The organism is Luteibacter sp. HAY1-4A (assembly GCF_056755355.1).
The window spans coordinates 13147-32386 of sequence record NZ_JBNDHZ010000049.1 but is presented as its reverse complement, the minus strand read 5'-3'; the positions used below and the strand labels follow the sequence as shown (position 1 = coordinate 32386).

At 66.5% G+C, this 19240-nt stretch carries 12 protein-coding genes; 6 read left to right on the top strand and 6 right to left on the bottom strand.

Features of this window, described 5'->3' with window-relative positions; translation table 11 throughout:
- The first annotated feature begins 272 nt into the window (after window positions 1-272).
- Window positions 273-1391 (top strand): serine hydrolase domain-containing protein, encoded by a 1119-nt coding sequence (locus tag ACPYOD_RS15455; RefSeq protein ID WP_481302603.1) that lies wholly within the window; start codon window positions 273-275, stop codon window positions 1389-1391.
- Window positions 1392-1482: 91 nt separating this feature from the next.
- Here the strand turns inward: ACPYOD_RS15455 and ACPYOD_RS15450 are convergent, their stop codons facing one another.
- Together ACPYOD_RS15450 and ACPYOD_RS15445 are read right to left on the bottom strand one after the other, a co-directional pair.
- Window positions 1483-3042, bottom strand: a complete 1560-nt coding sequence (locus ACPYOD_RS15450) for a winged helix-turn-helix domain-containing protein (protein ID WP_481302602.1) — start codon at window positions 3040-3042, stop codon at window positions 1483-1485.
- 4 nt (window positions 3043-3046) lie between these two features.
- Complete coding sequence (locus tag ACPYOD_RS15445; protein ID WP_481302601.1) at window positions 3047-3841, bottom strand: undecaprenyl-diphosphate phosphatase; 795 nt, start codon at window positions 3839-3841, stop codon at window positions 3047-3049.
- A 156-nt stretch (window positions 3842-3997) separates the two neighbouring features.
- Between ACPYOD_RS15445 and ACPYOD_RS15440 the strand changes: the two genes are divergently transcribed.
- Genes ACPYOD_RS15440 through ACPYOD_RS15430 form a run of 3 tightly spaced genes read left to right on the top strand, consistent with a single transcriptional unit; the run spans window position 3998 to window position 8478 of the window.
- Window positions 3998-5515 (top strand): efflux transporter outer membrane subunit, encoded by a 1518-nt coding sequence (locus ACPYOD_RS15440; RefSeq protein ID WP_481302600.1) that lies wholly within the window; start codon window positions 3998-4000, stop codon window positions 5513-5515.
- Window positions 5512-6927, top strand: a complete 1416-nt coding sequence (locus tag ACPYOD_RS15435; protein ID WP_481302599.1) for an EmrA/EmrK family multidrug efflux transporter periplasmic adaptor subunit — start codon at window positions 5512-5514, stop codon at window positions 6925-6927. Before ACPYOD_RS15440 ends, ACPYOD_RS15435 begins: the two co-directional genes overlap by 4 nt.
- Before the next feature lie 3 nt (window positions 6928-6930).
- The gene (locus ACPYOD_RS15430) at window positions 6931-8478 is read left to right on the top strand and encodes a DHA2 family efflux MFS transporter permease subunit (protein ID WP_481302598.1); all 1548 of its coding nucleotides are present in this window, start codon (window positions 6931-6933) and stop codon (window positions 8476-8478) included.
- A 2-nt stretch (window positions 8479-8480) separates the two neighbouring features.
- Here the strand turns inward: ACPYOD_RS15430 and acpA are convergent, their stop codons facing one another.
- On the bottom strand, window positions 8481-10160 hold the full coding sequence (gene acpA / locus ACPYOD_RS15425) for an acid phosphatase (protein ID WP_481302597.1): 1680 nt from the start codon (window positions 10158-10160) through the stop codon (window positions 8481-8483).
- A gap of 37 nt (window positions 10161-10197) precedes the next feature.
- On the bottom strand, window positions 10198-12018 hold the full coding sequence (locus tag ACPYOD_RS15420; RefSeq protein WP_481302596.1) for a family 43 glycosylhydrolase: 1821 nt from the start codon (window positions 12016-12018) through the stop codon (window positions 10198-10200).
- 252 nt (window positions 12019-12270) lie between these two features.
- Here ACPYOD_RS15420 and glnA point away from each other — a divergent pair, with 252 nt between their 5' ends.
- Both glnA and ACPYOD_RS15410 read left to right on the top strand, forming a co-directional pair.
- Entirely contained in the window at window positions 12271-13683 is a 1413-nt protein-coding gene (gene glnA, locus ACPYOD_RS15415; protein ID WP_072323472.1) for a type I glutamate--ammonia ligase, read from the top strand.
- Between the two features lie 201 nt (window positions 13684-13884).
- Window positions 13885-15072 carry an OprO/OprP family phosphate-selective porin gene (locus ACPYOD_RS15410; RefSeq protein WP_481302595.1) on the top strand — a complete coding sequence of 396 codons (1188 nt, stop codon included), beginning with the start codon at window positions 13885-13887 and terminating at the stop codon, window positions 15070-15072.
- 15 nt (window positions 15073-15087) lie between these two features.
- Here the strand turns inward: ACPYOD_RS15410 and ACPYOD_RS15405 are convergent, their stop codons facing one another.
- Complete coding sequence (locus ACPYOD_RS15405; protein WP_481302594.1) at window positions 15088-16764, bottom strand: alpha/beta fold hydrolase; 1677 nt, start codon at window positions 16762-16764, stop codon at window positions 15088-15090.
- Between the two features lie 138 nt (window positions 16765-16902).
- Window positions 16903-19080 carry a glycoside hydrolase family 3 N-terminal domain-containing protein gene (locus tag ACPYOD_RS15400; protein ID WP_481302593.1) on the bottom strand — a complete coding sequence of 726 codons (2178 nt, stop codon included), beginning with the start codon at window positions 19078-19080 and terminating at the stop codon, window positions 16903-16905.
- Window positions 19081-19240 lie beyond the last annotated feature (160 nt).

The following is a 19240-nucleotide window of genomic DNA, read 5'->3' as shown; positions in this document are numbered from 1 at the left end:
TGGGAGCCGGCTATGCCGGCGATCCCGCGGCAGCGGGCAAGCCAGCGGCGAGCACCCATCGCCGCTGAAGCGGCTCCCACACGTGGGACCGAATGAACCTGTGGGAGCCGGCTATGCCGGCGATCCCGCGGCAGCGGGCAAGCCAGCGGCGAGCACCCATCGCCGCTGAAGCGGCTCCTACACAAAGCGGCCTTCATAAATCTTCAGACGGGTTTCAGGCGCTTCAGGCGCGGCTCCGTTCCACTCAGGCTCCCCCTAACGGAGCCGATGCCATGCGCCATACCTTCCATACTCTTGCTGTCTCGATCGCCCTCGCGGCGGCGTTGCCCGCCGTCGCCGGAACCTATCGTCCGCCCGCGCAGGCCGACGACGGCTGGGCCGTGGCCGATGCCGGCAAGCTCGGCTGGAACACGACGAAGCTGACCACCCTGGAAGACAAGATCGCCGACGGCGGCTACAAGAAGATCACCAGCGTCCTCGTGGCCGATCACGGTCACCTCGTCTACGAGCACTACTTCAACGACGGCTCGCCGGACCTGCTGAACGACGTGCGTTCGGCGAGCAAGAGCCTCACGGCCATGCTGGTGGGGGCGGCCATCCAGCGGGGCGCGATACGTGACGTAAAGGCTCCCGTGTACGCGTTCTTTCCGGATATCCCCATCGAGCATCCGGACCCGCGCCGCGCCACCATCACCCTGGAAGACCTGCTCACCATGAGCTCGATCCTGGAGTGTGACGACGAGAATTCATTCTCGTCGGGCAACGAGGAACGGATGTACGTGAGCGAGCGCTGGCTGGACTTCGCCCTGAACCTGCCGATCCGCGGCTACGCGCCCTGGGTGAGCCGGCCGAAGGACTCCCCGTATGGCCGCACGTTCTCCTACTGCACGGCCGGCAGCTTCCTCGCCGGCGCCGTCGTGGAGCGGGCAACGAAGAAGCCGCTGGCCGCCTTCGCCCACGAGGCGCTGGAAACCCCGCTTGGCATTTCGAAAGTGAAATGGAACGTGTCGAACGAAGGTATCGGCATGGGTGGCGGCGGCACGCGCTACCGTTCGCGGGATCTCGCGAAGCTGGGCCAGCTCGTCGCCGACGGCGGCCGCTGGAAAGGGAAGGCCGTGCTGCCTTCCGCATGGGTGCACGCGATGCTGACACCGCACGCGCAAGCCCGCGACGACGCGGATTACGGCTACCTCTGGTGGCAGTTCCGCTTCCCCGTCCACGGTGTGGAGACGAAGGTCTGGGCGATGGGCGGAAATGGAGGCAACTACGTCTTCGTGCTGCCGGAACGCGGGTTGGTGGCAGTGATCACCAGCCAGGCATTCAACCAGGGCTACGCGCATCCCCAGTCGCAGGCAATCTTCCGCGACATCGTGCTCGACGCACTGCCGTGACCTACTTGTGGGAGCCGGCTATGCCGGCGATCCCGCAGTGGCGGGCACTCTCGCGAGACCCTATCGCCGCTGAAGCGGCTCCCACAGGACTCTACCGTGTGCCCGAAGCGAGCAGTTCCTTGGGGCACCACGGCGCCGTCAGCACCCGTTCGCGTTCGGCGGCCACGCGGCGGTCGATGGCGTCGGTCACCGCGGTGAAGCCGGGGTCGGCAGTCAGCGATGCGAACAGCGGTGAGGCGCGGAGATAGCCCGCATCTCGCCAACCCTTGTCCACGGCATCCGACAACGCCGCCAGTGCACCGCGCCGGTCGTGCGCGGCCTCCAGCAACAGGGCGAGTTCCAGGCGGCTGCCCGGCCAGGGATCGCTCGGTACCGCCGCGCGCGCCATGGCGGTCCGTTCGCGCAGCCATGCGGGATCCATGGGTGCCTCGCCGTGCAGAATCGCCAGCGTGGTGGGCAGCGTGGCCGAAGGGCGCAGGGCCTTCGCTTCCGCAAAGGCCTTCGCGGCTGCGGCCCGGTCGCCGCGACGCAGCGCCAGCTCACCTTCCAACTGCGCCAGTTCCGCCCGGGCCGTGCCGCGGCGCCGCGCCTCGGCGAGTGCCGCGGCCGCTTCGTCGAAACGCTTCTGCGCGAAGAGGAAGGCGGGCCATCCGATGTTGGCGAAAACATTGTCGGGCGACAGGTCGAACACGTGCCGATAGCGGCCCTCCGCAGCAGCGGTGAAGCCCAGCAATTCGTATTCGCGCGCGATCTGCACCTCACGGAAGCGCACCCTGGACGGATCGCCACGCATGTCCAGGTTCGCGTGCAGTGCGTCGGCCAGGCGCCCCTGCTCCTGGTAGAGGTATGCCGCCGACGAGCGCGTGGCATCGTCGGACGGGTCGAGGCGCACGGCGCGTTCATAGGCCGCGATGGCGCCGGGAATGTCGCCGAGGCAGTCCCGCGCATAGCCGAGCGCGGACCATGCGCCGGCGCTGTCCGCACGAACGGAAACGGCGCGTGTCGCCAGGCGTAGCGCGTCGCGCGCGTCGTCGGGTCCAGTGTTATAGAGGCACGTGCGTGCCGCGCGCGTCCGGCTCGCACCTGCGAGGGCGTCGACGTCGTCGGGGGCTTCGCGCAACGCACGATCGTAAAGCGCGAGGGCACGTTCGTTGTTGTCGCGCTGGCCCATCGCGCCGTACCAGCGCGCGCGTTCCAGGATCTCGTGTTGCGCGGTGACCGCCGGCTTCTGTTCGCGCGCAAGGAAGCCCACGCCGATCGCCGCGGCGGCGAGCACGGCCACCGCCGCGACGGCCGGCCAGAGAGTGCGGTGTCGCGGCACCTCGTCGGATACCGGTACCGGCGGCGCTCCCAACTGGTAACCCCGGCTACGTACCGTGCGCACGTAGCGGGGCTGGCGCGCGTCGTCGCCCAGCGCCTGGCGGAGCAGGCGCACGCGCTGGGTCACCGTTTCCTCGTTCACCACTGCCGGCGCCCAGACTTCCGCCATCAGCTCGTCGAAGCCGACCACGCGGTCGCCGCGTTCGACCAGGCAGGCGAGCAGCCGGAAGCTCAGGCCCGTCACGTCCAACGGCACGCCGTCGCGCTCGACCCGCTGGCGCGCGAGATCGATCGTGAGGTCGAGCAGGCGGTAGCGGCCGGCGCCGGGCACCGCGTCAACCGCCGGCGGGCAGGAACAGCAGGAGGGCGATGCCGAGCGCGATGCGATAGATGGCGAACGCGGTGAAGCGATGCGAACGGATGTAGCCGAGCAGCCATTTCACGGCGACGAAGGCCACGATGGTGGACACGACGAAGGCCACGGCCAGGCCGGTCCAGTCCTCGCCGGCCGCGCCGCCGCCACGCACGGTCTTCAGCAATTCATACCCGGAGGCGGCGTACATCGTGGGAATGCCCACGAGGAACGCGAACTCCGTGGCCGCGGCGCGATTGTTCGTACCGGCGAGCATGGCGATGAAGATCGTGGCGGCGGAGCGAGACGTGCCGGGAAACACGCCGGCCACGATCTGCGCGAGGCCGACCAGGATCGCCACCTTCCACGAGATGGCCGCGTGGTCGGGCCGGTTCGCCGCGAACTTCTCCGCAAGCAGCATCCACACGCCACCGATGACGAGCGCCCAGGCGATGGGCGTGACGGTCTCGGGCAGCTTGAAGCCCAGCTTGGACACCACCAGGCCGAGCACGGCGGTGATGAGGAACGCGACGGCCAGCTTCATCACATAGTCGCGCGTTTCCGGGCGGCGCCAGTTCTTCACCATGCTCCACAGCGTGCGCCAGTAGATGAAGGTGACGGCGAGGATCGCGCCCGCCTGGATGGCGACGTTGAAAAGGTCGGAACGCGCGCCGAGCCAGCGTTCGGCGATGAGCAGGTGGCCCGTGCTGGAAATGGGCAGGAACTCGGTGATCCCCTCGACGATACCGAGGAGGATGGCGCTGAGCAGGTCGTTCACGTGGCGGGGATTCCTTGGGGGACGACGCCATAGCTTAGCCCGTGGCCCCCTCGCCCCGTCACGCATTGCCCACGCGGGGCGCTGATATGTTCGTCCGGACGCGGCGAACGGACGCGATATTCCGCTCGATCGCAAGAATTCTCGAACGGACTTGCCATGGTGCCAGACCCTTCTCCACCGGGCCGCCGGCTGCGCGGTCCGCGCGCCGCCGCCGTTGCCTTGGCGCTGCTGCTCGGCGCTTGCGCCCCGCCCGTGCGCCCGCCCGCGTTCGCGCCGCGCGAGGACGTGCCGGTGTCCGGCCTGCCCGTCGGCAAGGCCGGCTGGCCAGCGCCCGAATGGTGGCGGCGGTATCGGGACCCGCAACTCGATCGCGTCGTGGCGATGGCCATGCGTGGCTCGCCCGACATGGAACAGGCGGAAGCCCGGTACCGCTCGGCCTTGCGGGCGGTCGATACCGCGCGTGCCGAACTGAATCCGCAGGTGCGCGGCCTGATCAATGGCGGCCATGGCTACAGCGACGTGGACGTGCGCGGCGAAGTGCCCGGGGCACCGGGCAACGCACAAGGCTTCCAGCTGAATCCCGGGCACAGCTGGAGCAACAGCGGCGCGGCCGGCGCGCTCGCCACCTGGGACCTCGACCTGTGGGGCAAGCAGAAGGACGCGGTCGCCGCCGCGGTGGGCCAGGCGCGCGCCGCCGAGGCCGAACGTGCCGCGGCCGCCACCTCCCTGCAATACAACGTCGCCAATACGTATTTCGACTGGCAGGCGCAGCAGGCGCGGCTCGCGGTGGCGCGGCACGCCGCCGCTTCCGCCGCGGCATATCGCGACCTGGTAGCGCTGCGGGTCGAGCACGGCCTGGATGACCCCACCGCCCTCGATCAAGCCGACGGACGGTTGGCGGGGATGCGCCGTGCGACAGCCCAACTGGAAGGCGCCGCCAGCCTCGACCTGGTCCAGCTCGCGGCGCTGGCCGGCGTGTCCCCGAAAGAACTCGGCACGCTCACACCTTCGCCGCTGCCCGTACCGGACACGAGCCTGCCGCCCGATGCGCGGCTGGAACTCCTCGCGCGCCGCCCGGACATTGCCGCGGCACGCTGGCAGATCGAGGCCTCGTCGAAGGACATCGACCAGGCGCGCAAGGCGTACTACCCCAATGTGAGCCTTACCGGGCTGGGCGCCTTCCTGCGCACGTACCCCGACCTCGGCTCGGGCACGCGCACCGATCTCACTCTCGGGAACATCGGCGTTGCCGTGCAGCTTCCGATCTTCAGCGGTGGGCGCCTTCGCGCCCAGTACGAGAGCGCGCAGGCGCAATTGGACCTTGCCGTCGCCCGCTACGACGCGGCCGTGGTGCAGGCCGCCGGCCAGGTAGCCCAGGGCATCGCCACACTGACCGCACTGGACGACCAGCGCGTGCAGGTGGACCGTCAGTACGAAGCCAGTGCCGCGCAGAAAAGCAAGGCCGCCGACCGCCGCGGGAAAGGCCTCATCGACGACCGTACCTGGCTCGACGCGGACATGCAGCTCGACCAGCAACGCGACGCGCGCCTGCAGCTGACCAGTCAGATGCTCTCGGCCAACCTGTCCCTCATCCACGCGCTGGGCGGCGGCTACCGCGCCGGCGACCTGCCCGATCTTCCGGCCGCCGGCGGCGGCGAGGATGCCACTCGATGACTCCCGAAAACGACGAACCGCGCGAAGGCGGCGAAGACGGTGCGCCGCTTCCGTACAAATATCGCTACAAGTACCTGCACAAGTACGGCGACGAATCGCCGCGCGGAGAGCGCGACGATGACGCCGACAAGGATGAAAACGACGGAGAGAACGACAAGAAGGACGAAGGGAAGAACCCTTCCGAAGACAAGAAAGACAAGGACGATAAGGGCGACAAAGACAACAAGGACAACAAGGACGACCCGAAGGCGAAACGCAGGAAGGTCATCATCCTGTCCGTCATCGCCGCGGTCTTCGTCCTCGCCGGACTGACCTGGCTGTTGCTCTACCTGTTCGTGTTCTCCAAGCGGGAAACGACCGACGACGCCTACGTGAAAGGTGACATGGTCACCATTTCCTCGCGCATCGCGGGCACCGTGATCGAGGTGGCCGTGGAGGAGACCGAGCGCGTGCACCGCGGCCAGGTGCTGATCAAGCTCGATCCGGTGGACGCGCGCGTGAGCCTCATGAATGCCGAGGGCCAGCTCGCGCAGGCCGTGCGCGAAGCGCAGGCGCGTATGCAGCAGGCCAACCAGGCCGATGCCGCGATTCCGCAACGCCGCGCGCAGTACGAACAGGCGCGCGACGAATACAACCGCCGCCATCCACTGCTCGCTCGCCGCGCCGTGTCGGCCGAGGAAGTCGATACCGGAAAGCGGCAGATGCAACAGGCCCTCGCGGCATTGCAGGCGGCGGAGCGCGAGGCCGCGGCGGCGCACGCCCAGGTGGACGGCACCACGGTGGAAGATTTTCCGGCAGTGATCCAGGCACGCGCGCAGTTCCGCAACGCCTGGGTGAACAACGGACGCAATGCCATCGTGTCGCCTATCGAAGGCTATGCGGCGCGCCGGCAGGTGCAGGTGGGCCAGCGCATCCAGCCGGGGCAGGACCTGCTGACCGTCGTGCCCCTGTCCGATGTATGGGTGGACGCGAACTTCAAGGAAACCCAGCTGGAGAACATCCGTATCGGCCAGCCCGTGAAGGTCACGACGGATATGTATTCCGATGTCGAATACCACGGAAAGGTGGTGGGATTGAACGCGGGTACCGGCAGCGCGTTCTCGCTGCTGCCGGCGGAAAACGCCACGGGCAACTGGATCAAGGTGGTGCAACGCCTGCCCGTGCGCATCGCCATCGACGCGAACGAACTCGAGAAGCACCCATTGCGACTGGGGCTGTCTACCGACGTGAACGTGGATACGCATGACCGTGACGGACGCGTCCTCGCGGAAACGCCGCGGAGCAAACCCCTGGCCAGCACCGACGTATACGAGCAGGAGATGGATCGCGCGGACGAACGCGCCGAGGAGATCATCCGCGCGAACACCGTCGCGACCACACCGAAACCCGTACCGGCCAGACGCGGCGCCTGAGCGATGGCGAAGGCGCGGCAGGACAACGGCAAGCAGCCGCTCACCGGTGGCGCACTGGCCCTGCTGACGGCCGGGGTGGCGCTGGCCACCTTCATGGAGGTGCTCGACATCTCTATCGTCAACGTGTCGGTACGCACCATCGCGGGCAATCTCGGCGTCAGCAGCAACGAAGGCACCATGGCTATCAGCGCTTACTCCATGGCGAGCGCCGTGATGCAGCCGTTGACCGGTTGGATCGCCAGGCGCTTCGGCGAAGTGCGCACGTTCTCCATCTCGGTGATGCTGTTCGTGGTGTTCTCCGCGCTATGCGGCCTGTCGCAGAGCATGCCGATGCTCATCGTGTTCCGGCTGTGCCAGGGCGCGGTATCGGGGCCGATGGTGCCGCTGTCGCAGACGCTCCTGCTCAACAATTATCCCGTGGCCAAACGCCCCATCGCGCTGGCGCTCTGGGCCATGACCGTGGTGGTGGCGCCCGTGTTCGGGCCGATCCTCGGCGGCTGGATCACCGACAACTACCATTGGTCGTGGATCTTCTTCATCAATATTCCGGTGGGCATCTTCGCCATCGTCATCACCTATGCGCTGTTGCGCGACCGCGAGTCGAAGACGGCGAAGCTGCCGATCGATGCCATCGGCCTCTTCCTCCTGGCGGTGGGTGTCGGGTGCCTGCAATTCATGCTCGACAACGGCAACGACGACGACTGGTTCACGTCACGGACGATCACCGTGCTCGCGATCGTGTCGCTGGTTTGCCTCACCTTCCTCGTGGCGTGGGAGTTGATGCACAAGAGCCCCGTGGTCGACTTGCGCCTGCTAGCCAAGCGCAACTTTCTCGTGGGCGTGCTCTGCCTGTCGCTCGGCATGTTTGCCTTCTTCGGCGGCACGGTGGTCATGCCGATGTGGGTGCAGGAGGTACTCGGTTATACCGCGACCTGGGCGGGCTTCGTGGTCGCACCGATCGGACTGCTGGCCATCGTGATGTCTCCGCTGGTCGGTGCGTTCCAGAACAAGTTCGACCTTCGGCTCCTGAATACGGTGGGCTTCGCGATCTTCGCCGGGGCGTCGTTCTACATGTCGACGTTGAGCACGAATGCGCCCTATAGCGAACTGGCGTTGCCGCGCATGTGCATGGGCGCCGGCGTGGCGTTGTTCTTCGTGCCGGTGAACCAGATCATCCTGTCCGGGCTGCCCGATGAGCAAGTCGCCAGCGCGTCGGGACTCTCCAATTTCTTCCGCACCCTGGCGGGCAGCATCGCCACGGCGGTGAGCACCACGATGTATTCGCACCGTACGACGTACCACCACGCCGTGCTGGCCGAGCACGTCGGCGAGGGAAGCCGGGCGACGGGCGAATACCTCGAACGGTTCCAGGCCCTCGGCGCGCAGGGCCCGACGGCGAATGCCGCGCTGAACCGCATCGTGGACATGCAGGCCGCCACCCTGGCGGTAAACGACGTGTTCTGGCTGTTCGGTCTGATGTTCGGCGTGGCGATGATCGTGGTGTGGTTCGCGAAACCGCCCTTCGCCTCCGGCGGCGCCGGAGGCCATTAGCCTCAGGCGGTGAACTGCAGCGTTTCGGTCAGGTCGCCAGGCGCCGGGCCGCCCGCTGCCACCATCGCGTCCTCGCGCACTTTCAAGCCCGGAAGTTTCTCCAGCTTGAACCGGCGCGTGAGGAAACGCGCGATGGAGCCGGTGTCGTACACGGTGTGCTCGACGTGGCCTTTCTTCGCATACGGCGAGATCACCAGCGCCGGGACGCGCGTGCCCGGCCCCCAGCGATCGCCCTTGGGCGGTGCCACGTGGTCCCACCAGCCGCCGTTCTCGTCGAAGGTGACGATGACGAGCATGTCCTTCCAGTGCGGGCTCTTGCGCAGTGCGTGCACCACGTTCGCGATATGGCGATCGCCCGCTTCCACATCCGAGTAACCGGCGTGCATGTTGAGATCGCCCTGCGGCTTGTAGAAGCTGACCGGTGGCAACTTGCCGGCCGCGACGTCGGCGAGGAAGTGGTTGGTGGACGGCGTTTCGCCGGTGCCGCCGTCGCGCAGGTGTCGCTTGCGTGCCTCGGTGCCGGGCGCCAGCGACGCGAAATAGTTGAACGGCTGGTGGTGCGGCTGGAAGTTCGGTGTCTGCGGGAAGCTGCCATCGCTGCCATCCCCTTTGCCGTCCAGCGCCGCCTGGAAGCCGCCGCCGTACCAGGCCCAGTCCACATCCTTCGCGGAGAGCATGTCGCCAATGTGCTTGTGCGACTGCGGCGGCAGCGTGTTCGGGCTGGTCGCGTCGGCGAACAGTGGATTCTTGCGGTCGACATTGAAGCCGGGCGAGTAGGGCGGGCCGATCGTATTCACCGCCCAGAAGTCCGGCGTCAGCGTGCTGTGGTGGGCGAACTTGGGCTTGCCGTCCATCGCGCTCTTCGGCGAATCCTCGGCCATCTTCAGGCGATGGTCGGTGGGATCGCCGCTTTCGGTCACCGCGATGTTGAACTGGGCCGGGCTCTTGTCCGCGTTCGGATAGAACGGCGGTTGCGCGGCCACGAGGTACTGGTGGTTGAAGCACGAACCGCCGAAGGCACCCATGAAGAAGTTGTCGCATAGCGTGAACTGCTCGGCCAGGCGCCACAGCCGCAGGTGCACCGGCGCGCTGGCGTAGTAGCCCATGGTGAGCGCGCCGTTGTCGCCCCATGCGACGAAGCCGTCGTTCTTGCCGCCGTTGATCTGCAGTTGATTGTTGTAGAACGCGTGCACGAGGTCGCGCGTGACGAGGCCGTGCGGCAACGGCGTGGTGCCGTCGCCGGTATGCAGCGCCCACGGTGCGTTCGGCAGGCCGACGATGTCCTTCTCCAGGATCTTGTACGCCTTGTGATCGACCACCTGCTCGTGCGGCACCATGCCGCCCCAGATCGGCGGCAGTGTGTCGAGCACCTTGCCGTCGCGGTCGCGCTGGAGGTAGCGCTCCTTCGGAACGGCGCTCAGGGGCTCCTGCAATCCGGGGAACTCGCCGAAGAGGTTGTTGAAGCTGCGGTTTTCCGCGTAGATAACGACGACGTGCTGGATGTGCTTCTCGAGCAGTGCATCCATGGCCTTGCCGCCCGGCGCGGCAGAAGCCGCGGTCGTGCCGCTCGCAGCGGCATCGGGAAGCCCGCCGAGCGCAAGCAGCGCGCCCGTGGTGGCCATGCCCCCGAGCAACCGGCGCCGGCCGGTGTCGAGGGTGTCGTCGTCGTGCTTGTTCGTCATGTCGTGGATCCGATGGGGAATGTGCGGCCGCCCATCGTCATGGAACGATCTGTACGACCTGTGACAGTGGCGAGACACCTCGCTCGTCGAACGCCTCCACGGCCACGACGTAACGAACGCCCTTGTTGAGGCTACGCAGGGTAAACGAAGTGGGCTGGTCCGCAAAACGCTGGTAGGTCGAATGCAGGCGGTCGGCGGTGAGGCCCCAGCGCAGGTTGTAGCCCACCGCGCCGGGCACGGCATCCCACGAGATCGTCGCCTCCCGTTCGTCCGTTCCCCGCTTTGCCAGCACACCCTGCGGCGCCGGTGGCGGCGTGCCGTCCGCGTTGCCGAACACGCGCAGGTCGGAGATCGCAAGATGCTTCGCGCCCACGTGCTTGTGTACATAGCGAATGAAGCGCAGTTTCAGCGCCTGCTCCAGTTCGATGTACGCGTTGGGGCGGTCGCGCGTTTCCTTCGACAGGTCGGCGAGAGTGGTCCAGCGCTCGCCATCTCGCGAACCCTGCAATACGAACCGGGTAACGATGTCGGGTGCGTCGCCGTAGCGATCCGACTCGTAATCGGCGTAATTCACCTGCACGGCGCGCACGGTGGGCGTGCCGCCGAGGTCTAGCGTGAGCGTCTGTCCGGCCTCGTTCGTCGCGGCCACCCAGTACGAGCGCGGGTCTTCGTCGGTCAGCGTGGACGCCGGATGTCCGGATATCGACGAGGAAGCCGTCACCGCCTTGCGGTACGAAAGCAGCATCCACCCGGTGAAGGTGTCTTCGCCCGCGCGCAGCTTGTGGTCCGGCACGCGCTGCGGAAAATCGCCGAAGCGCGTATCGACCCACATCTGGCCGTCGTCGTGCCACCCCGCGGGGAACAGGTCGATGCGGCGCTCGAAGGTCCAGTTCACACCGAGCCATGCGGTGCCCGTGTTCCAGGCGTTGCCGTAGGCGTCCTCGAAGGTCGAGCCGTGGCCCGCCCCCGTGACGAACCCGCCGGGCTTGTACCCGACCGGGCTGTACGGCGCGTATTCGAATGGCCCGAGCGGCGTCTTCCCGACATAGACGCCCGTGGCGTACACGTTGTATTCGGTGCCCGGCCCGCCGTACTGGAAGTAGTAGCGGCCGCCGTGCTCATTCATCCACGACCCCTCGATATAGGAAGGCTTGTCGCCCATCGTGTGATCGGGCCCGAAGCGCTCCCAGCCATGGTTCGCAGGGTCGAGGTGCAGGAAAGCCCGCGGCTTTGTCGCAAAAGCAACGCGCTTTCCTTCCCCTTCGTTCGATGAAAGCTTCAGGTCGAGTTCCGCGCCGTAGAGCGGGTATTTGTACGAAGAGCCCCAGTACAGGTAGACCTTGCCGTCCTTGTCCTGGAACAGGCCGGGATCCCACGGTCCCGGCGGCAGGGCCTCGGCGTTTTCCACCGTGCCGGCTTCGTCGTACTGCGCCGCGCCCGGTACGGGCGGCAGAAGTCGCGTCCAGAACTGCCACCGTCCGCTGGCGGGGTCCGTGCTGTACATCAACGGACGGGGCGCGAAGGCGGACTGCATGAGGAACAGCTTCCCATCCGCCACCAGCGTCGCCGGTGCCACCAGCCCGGTGAACGGCCAGTGGTCGGGCTTCACGAATTCCCAGTGCACCAGGTCCCTCGACATCCAGTACCCGTCCGCCAGCGTCTGGAACATGTAGTACGCGTTGCCGAAGCGCACCACGGCCGGGTCGGCGCCCGTGCGATACGACACGCCTTGGTTCATCTGCTCGAAGTTGTAGCGGTAGTCGATGTCGATGGGGTTGGCGTAGGTGCGCTGGGCGGCATCGGCAGCGAGGGGCACCAATGCGCAAGCGGCGACAGCGACAAGGCAGGGGAAGCGCATGGTCGTTCCTGTTCAGGAAATCGCGGCATCCTGCCAGCGTAACCGCCGTTACGCCGTGCGATGGTTCCTCAACCGCGCGCCCGGCGATCCTGGTGCAAGCAGGACTTGATTGCACCATTATGGTGCTTTGGCACATGCCCGCTTCACCCGTTCTATGATGCTCCGGCTTGGCCCAGGCCGCCCCGTCGCACGTGAAGGCGCTGGCATAGCGATTGCTAACCGCATCCTGCCCCATACCCATTCGAGGTTTGTATGTCCGCCGCTTCCAAAGTGCTGAACCTGATCCAGGACGAGGAAATCGAGTTCGTCGACCTGCGCTTCGCCGATATCCTCGGCAAGCACCACCACGTCACGTTCCCCGCTCACGCCATCGACGAGGGTACGTTCGAAGACGGCAAGATGTTCGACGGCTCGTCGATCGCGGGTTGGAAGGGCATCAACGAATCCGACATGGTGCTCATGCCGGACCCGGAAACCGCGCACCTCGACCCGTTCAGCGCGCACAAGCAGCTGATCCTCCATTGCGACGTGCTCGAGCCGAGCACCATGCAGGCCTATGGCCGCGATCCGCGCTCCATCGCGAAGCGCGCCGAGGCCTACCTGAAGTCCACCGGCATCGCCGACACCGCCTTCTTCGGTCCTGAGCCCGAGTTCTTCATTTTCGACTCGGTGCGCTGGCAGAACGACATGGGCCGTGTGTTCTACGAGATCGGCTCCGAAGAAGCGGCCTGGTCGTCGCGCTACAAGTACGACGGCACCAACACCGGCCATCGCCCGGGCGTGAAGGGCGGCTATTTCCCGGTCAGCCCGGTCGACAGCCTGGGCGACCTGCGTGCCGACATGTGCAAGGTGCTGGAATCGCTGGGCCAGGTGGTGGAGGTGCACCACCATGAAGTTGCCAACGCCGGCCAGTGCGAGATCGGCACCCGCTTCAACACGCTGGTGAAGAAGGCCGACGAACTGATGACGATGAAGTACGTCATCAAGAACGTCGCCCACCAGGCCGGCAAGACGGTGACCTTCATGCCGAAGCCGATCGTCGGCGACAACGGCTCGGGCATGCACGTGCACCAGTCGCTGTCGAAGAACGGCGAGAACCTGTTCGCCGGCGACCTGTACGGCGGCCTCTCGCAGACGGCGCTGTGGTACATCGGCGGCATCTTCAAGCACGCCAAGGCCATCAACGCGTTCGCGAACTCCACCACCAACAGCTACAAGCGCCTGGTGCCGGGCTTCGAGGCACCGGTGATGCTTGCATACTCGGCGCGCAACCGTTCGGCGTCCTGCCGCATCCCGTACGTGTCCAGCCCGAAGGGCCGCCGCATCGAAATCCGCTTCCCGGACCCGATGCAGTCGGGCTACCTCACCTTCACGGTGCTGATGATGGCGGGCCTCGACGGCATCCTGAACAAGATCGACCCGGGCGCACCGGCCGACAAGGATCTCTACGACTTGCCGCCGGAAGAAGAGAAGAACATCCCGCAGGTGTGCGCCAGCCTCGACGAGGCCCTGGTAGCCCTCGACAAGGATCGCGAGTTCCTCAAGGCCGGCGGCGTGTTCACCGACGACTTCATCGACGGCTACATCGCGCTGAAGATGCAGGAAGTGACGCGCTACCGCGCAAGCACCCACCCGCTCGAGTTCCAGATGTACTACGCCATCTGACGCACGGTCATTCGGGGTGAAGGAAAAGGGGCGCTTCGGCGCCCCTTTTCTTTGGCTGGTCCCGTCGTCTTCACACATTCTTTTAAAGACATGGGCGAGCCTGCCGATGAACTGATTGCGGCATTGAGCGGATTCTCAGGCGCGCTATAGTCATTCATATCGCAAGCCGGTGCCGCCGGCTCGCTTGAGAGGGGTTTCACCGTGAAGAAGACCATCATCGGCGCGCTCGCGCTGATAGCTCCCGTGTTTGCCGCGACTGCCGGGACATCGCCCAACGATTACGACTGGCGCACAAACTGGCCCACCCATTACGTATTCGCCGATGGCACGGACATCGGCCTGTCGTTGAAGTACCAGTACGACCTCGACCGCTTCTCGCACGACGAGGGTACGTACGAAGACGCGCAGACGAACCGCCGCAAGGAGTTCGGCTTCTTCGTTCGCAAGAAGGGCGTGTACGACGGCACCGTCGTGTTCGACTTCCAGACGAAGACCTGGCTGGACGTGTTCTTCCGTATGCAAAGCAAGGCCTTGTTCGGTAACGACGTGGGCGCGTTCCGCGTCGGCTTCATGAAGACGCCGGTCGGCTTCGAAGGCAATACGAGCACGGGCAGCACGTCGTTCATGGAAACCTCGCTGCCGATGCAGGCGATCTACGCGGGTCGCCGCCTCGGCTTCGATTGGGCGCTGGCGCGCAAGGCTTACCTGGTACAACTCGGTTACTACAAGGGTGGCAACCTCCAGGGCGACCTCGACGGCCGCATGGTGGCCGCTCGCGCCGCATGGACACCCATGAACAGCCCCGGCGACGTGCTCCACCTCGGCGGTTCGTATTCGCGCGAAACGCCGGAAGGCAGCACCGACGGCCGCGGGCGCTACATGCCGCCCAGCGTGCGCCTGCGCGCGCTGCCGGAAGCGGGCCTGGCCGGGCGGCGGCTGATCGACTCCGGCGTGCTCAGCGTGGCCGAACACGTCGAACGTCGGGGGCTCGAAGGCTTATGGATCCGCGGACCCTGGTCGATGCAAGGCGAATACCTTTCCGCAAGCGTGAAGCTGAAGGACAAGCCGGCATACGACGCCCACGGCTGGTACGCATTCGGCAGCTGGGTCGTCACGGGCGAGTCACGCGCGTATAACGCCGGCAACGTGGGCGACGTGGTGCCGAAGGGGCCGTGGGGCGCACTGGAATTCGTGCTTCGCTACAGCACGCTGGATCTCGACGACGGCCCGACGTTGGGAGGCACCGAGCATGACTGGACGCTCGGTGCCAATTGGTACCTCACCAAGTTCGTGAAACTGCAAGCCAACTACGTGCGCGCCACCAGCGACCGTCGCGATCTTCGCATCGATCCGCATATCTTCCAGGTACGCGCGCAGATCATGTTGTGACGGCGCGGGCCCGTTTCAGAGCTCATCGCGGTGGGGCGGTACCGGCGTGGGTACCGCGACCGGCTCGACGATGGGAGGGGACGGCTCGCCCGGAATACTTTCCAGCGGATTGCCGAAGGTGCCGTCGCAAGCGAAGACACGCGAACCGGTCTCGGGCAACTGCCCGGTGGCAAGATAGCGCGCGGCCGTGAGTTCGATGCACGGCGAGCGCGTGAAATTGAACAGGCCGTGCTCGGTCGAGTTGCGCACGAGCAGCATCCGGGCATTCGCGAACTGGTCGAGGATGTTCGTGGCGCCGGAGAGCGGTGTTGAGGTGTCGCGCTCCGACTGCAGCATGAGGAAGGGCGCCGTGCGGTCGACGTTCGCGGGCACGAACGGACGCGCCGTCGGCGGACCCCAGCGACGGCAGACGATCTCCTCGAACACTTCGCGCCCCGTCATGCTGAGGTAGCGACGGGAATCCTCGCGTGCAGCCTCGCGGACGGCATCGTCGGTGCGAGTCCACGGCACGTCGTTGCAGGGAACGACGATTCGGACGGAGTCGCCGGCCGCGCCCATCTGGAACCTGGGCTCGGTGCGACGCGGCTCATACATCAGGGCCACCAACTGGTTCGCCAGGTGTCGCAGCCTGGCGTCCAGGCGGGCATCCGCCGCAAGCGGCGCCTGCAGCAGCCGCGACATGGCCTCCAGGGTCGCGGGCTGGTGGAGTTCCCAGAGGATTGCGACATGCAGCGTGGCGGCCATTTCCTCCGGCGACTCGATCACTCCCGGTCGCAGTTCGCGCAGGCGCCATGGCAGGTCGTTGACGGCTTCGGCGACGATGTCGGGATCATTGCCGAAGCCGTACCGCTCGGGATCGAGAAGAACGGGTGCGAGCGCTCTTTGCACGAGCGCCTCGTGTCGGGCGGCAACGGCGCGGCGGAGCGCAGCTGCGTAGTCGCGCGTGACGTCGAAGGCCGAGTCCCAGAGCATCCGGCCGGTATGCTCGGGATAGACGGACGCGTACCACGCGCCAACGAGTGCGCCCTGGGAAATGCCGTAGATATGGATACGCTGGTCGCCGAGCGCACGGCGCAGCATGTCCATGTCGTGCACGTGCTGCTCGGTATTGATGTAGCGCGCATGTGACGGAGCGCTGCAAGCATCGACCACGGCCTGGGCATCCGCCAGCATCCGGGCCCAGTTGGCGTCGCCCAGGTCGCTGGGCAGGAACGTGTATGAAGGCGGCATGCCGGTCACGCACTGCAGTTCGCCGCTGCCGACGAGGCCGCGTGGAATGACGGCGACAAGGTCGAACCGTTCCGCCAGGCGCCGTTTGAACTGCACGTCGGACGAGCCTGTCCATGTCTTTGCGATCGATTGCAACAGTTTTCCGGGATGCGCACCCGGCCCGCCGCGATGCAGGAAGATCGATCCCTCCCGCAAGGCCGGAGCGGCGGCGCTTACGCGAATGACGCCGATCTCGAGCAGGTTGCCGTCCGGCGCTTCGTGATCCAGCGGCGCGGCCATGGTGCCGCATTGCAGTCGCTGACCGAGTTCGGCCGATGGCGGGCCGGTCCATGCTTCCGGGCAGGGTCCCCAGGCGATGACGGGTTCGCCGGCGGTGGTGTTGCCGACAGCGGCATGCGCGGTGCTGACGATGGAAATGGCGAAAAGGCCGGCGATGCCGGCGGCAAGGCGATGTAAGTTCATGGAGTGCTTCCTTGCAGCCCGCGAACGCGGAGCATGCATTGTCCCTTCTGCGACGAGGGGCACGATGCTAGGTAACGCTTGCCTCCCGTCCTATCGGCGCCATACGCCGGAGCGTGCGGCCAAGGCCCATCCGCGCCGTCAGCTGTTGCGGAGGACGAACTTCGCGGCGTCGCCGGTTACGGACGATCCTGATATCCATACCAGGAACTCGCCGGGCTCGGCTTCGAACGTCCTGCCGTCCCGATGTGTGAAGGCGAGGTCTGCACGCGTAATTTCGAATGCCACCTCTTCCGATGCGCCGGGGGCGAGAAAGATTTTCCGGAAACCCTTTAGTTCGCGCACGGGACGCACGCGGCTGGCCACGCGGTCGTGGAGGTACAGCTGCATCACTTCCTCGCCCGCAACCTCGCCGGTGTTCGTTACCGTCGCGGAAACCACGATCGTCTCGTCCCATCCCATGCTTGCCGGTGCCTGCGGCGCGGAGTAATCGAAGTTCGTGTAGCTGAGGCCGTGTCCGAAGGGGTACAAGGCTTCGAAGGTGACTTCGCGGTAGCGCGCCTTGAAAGCAGGCGGCTGGTCGGCCAGTTCTGGTCGTCCGGTCCGTGGATGGTTGTAGAAGTAAGGCTGCTGCCCCGCGTCCTGCGGAAAGCTGACCGGCAGGCGCCCGGATGGGTTGTAGTCACCGAAGAGTACGTCGGCGATGGCGGGACCGGTCTGGCTGCCCAGGAACCACGTGACGAGGATGGCGGCAGCCTCGCGCACGGCACCCGTCAGCGCAAGCGCGCGCCCGTTCTTCAGCAACACGACGATGGGCTTGCCGGTGGCGGCCACTGCTTCCGCCAGTGCCTGCTGCGCGGCCGGCACGACGATCTGCGTGCGCGACTGCGCTTCGCCGGAGTAGTTCTGCGGTTCGCCAATGGCGAGCAGCACCACATCGGCACGCCGCGCGGCGGCCACGGCCGCTTCGATGCCGCCTTCGACGGGAGACTCCACGCCGGAGCCGGCCACGACCTCGAGTGCCGAGGCATCCGCCAGTGCATCGCGCAAGCCGCGTTCGATGCTCACGTGCCGGGACGCATCGCCGAACAGTGTCCAGCATCCTTCGAGGTTCTCGGTGTCGGCGCCGAACGGGCCGATCAAGGCGATCTTCTGGCCGCTCTTGCGCAGAGGCAACACGCCCTCGTTCTTCAGCAGCACGATGGATCGGCGTGCCGCGTCGCGCGCCAGCGCCGCGTGGGCGTCGTCGTGCGACCGGTCGGCCTCCGCGGCCGGATCGAGTGAACGGTAGGGATTGTCGAAGAGGCCGATGGCCTCCTTCACGGTGAGCACGCGACGGACACCTTCGTCGAGCACGTCCATCGGCACCGCGCCGGATTCGACCAGCGGCGGCAGGTGCGCGCCATAGAAGCCGCTCTGCATGCTCATGTCCACGCCGGCGAGGAATGCGAGCCGTGTCGCGTCGCGCTCGTCCTCGGCGAAACCGTGCGCGATGAGTTCCATGTCGGCCGTGTAGTCGGAGACGACGAGCCCGCGAAAACCCCATTCGCCGCGCAGGATGTCCGTCATGAGTTCGCGATTGGCAGACGCCGGCACGCCGTTGATGTCGTTGAACGCGCTCATGAACGTCAACGCGCCTGCGTCCAGCGCGGCCTTGAAGGGTGGCAGGTGCACGTCGCGCAGGGTCTGCGGTGCGATGTCCACCGTGTTGTATTCCATGCCGGCCATGACGGCACCGTAGGCGGCGAAATGCTTGGGCGTGGCGAGCAGCGAGTTCCCGGCCTTCAGATCCGGCCCCTGGAAGCCGCGCACGCGGGCGGCGGCGAATGCCGAGCCGAGCACCACGTCTTCGCCCGCGCCTTCGGCCACGCGGCCCCAGCGCTGGTCTCGCGCAATGTCCACGGCCGGGGCGAATGTCCACTGCACGCCGGCAGCCGTGGCTTCGATCGCCGTGGCCCGCGCCGTGCGCTCGGCCAGTTCCGGTTCGAACGAGGACGCTTCCGCCAACGGGATCGGAAACACGGTGCGCATGCCGTGAATGACGTCCGCACCGAACAGCAGCGGAATGCCGAGCCGGCTTTCTTCCACCGCCACGCGCTGTGCCTCGCGTCCTTCGGCTGCACCCACGCCATTGAACAGCGCACCCACGCGACCGGCCCGGACCTGCTCCAGGACCTCGGCGGCCCCTTGCGCATTCACCTCCGGATTGATGTCGGGGGCGAACGGGCGCACGGCATCGGCGAATACGCCCAGCTGGCCCACCTTCTCCTCCAGCGTCATGCGGGCGATCAGGTTTTCGATGCGGGAATTGCGGTTCATGGTCTGGCCTTGGGACGAGGCGACGAGGGGGAGGGACGCGTCAAGCGGACAAGGATACCGGCATCGGGAACCCAAGTGCGCACGTAAATGACGTTACGTGTAAACGTTTACGCCGTTGGGGCCCAAGACATCCAGGAAGACCCGGGGCACATTTGCCGCC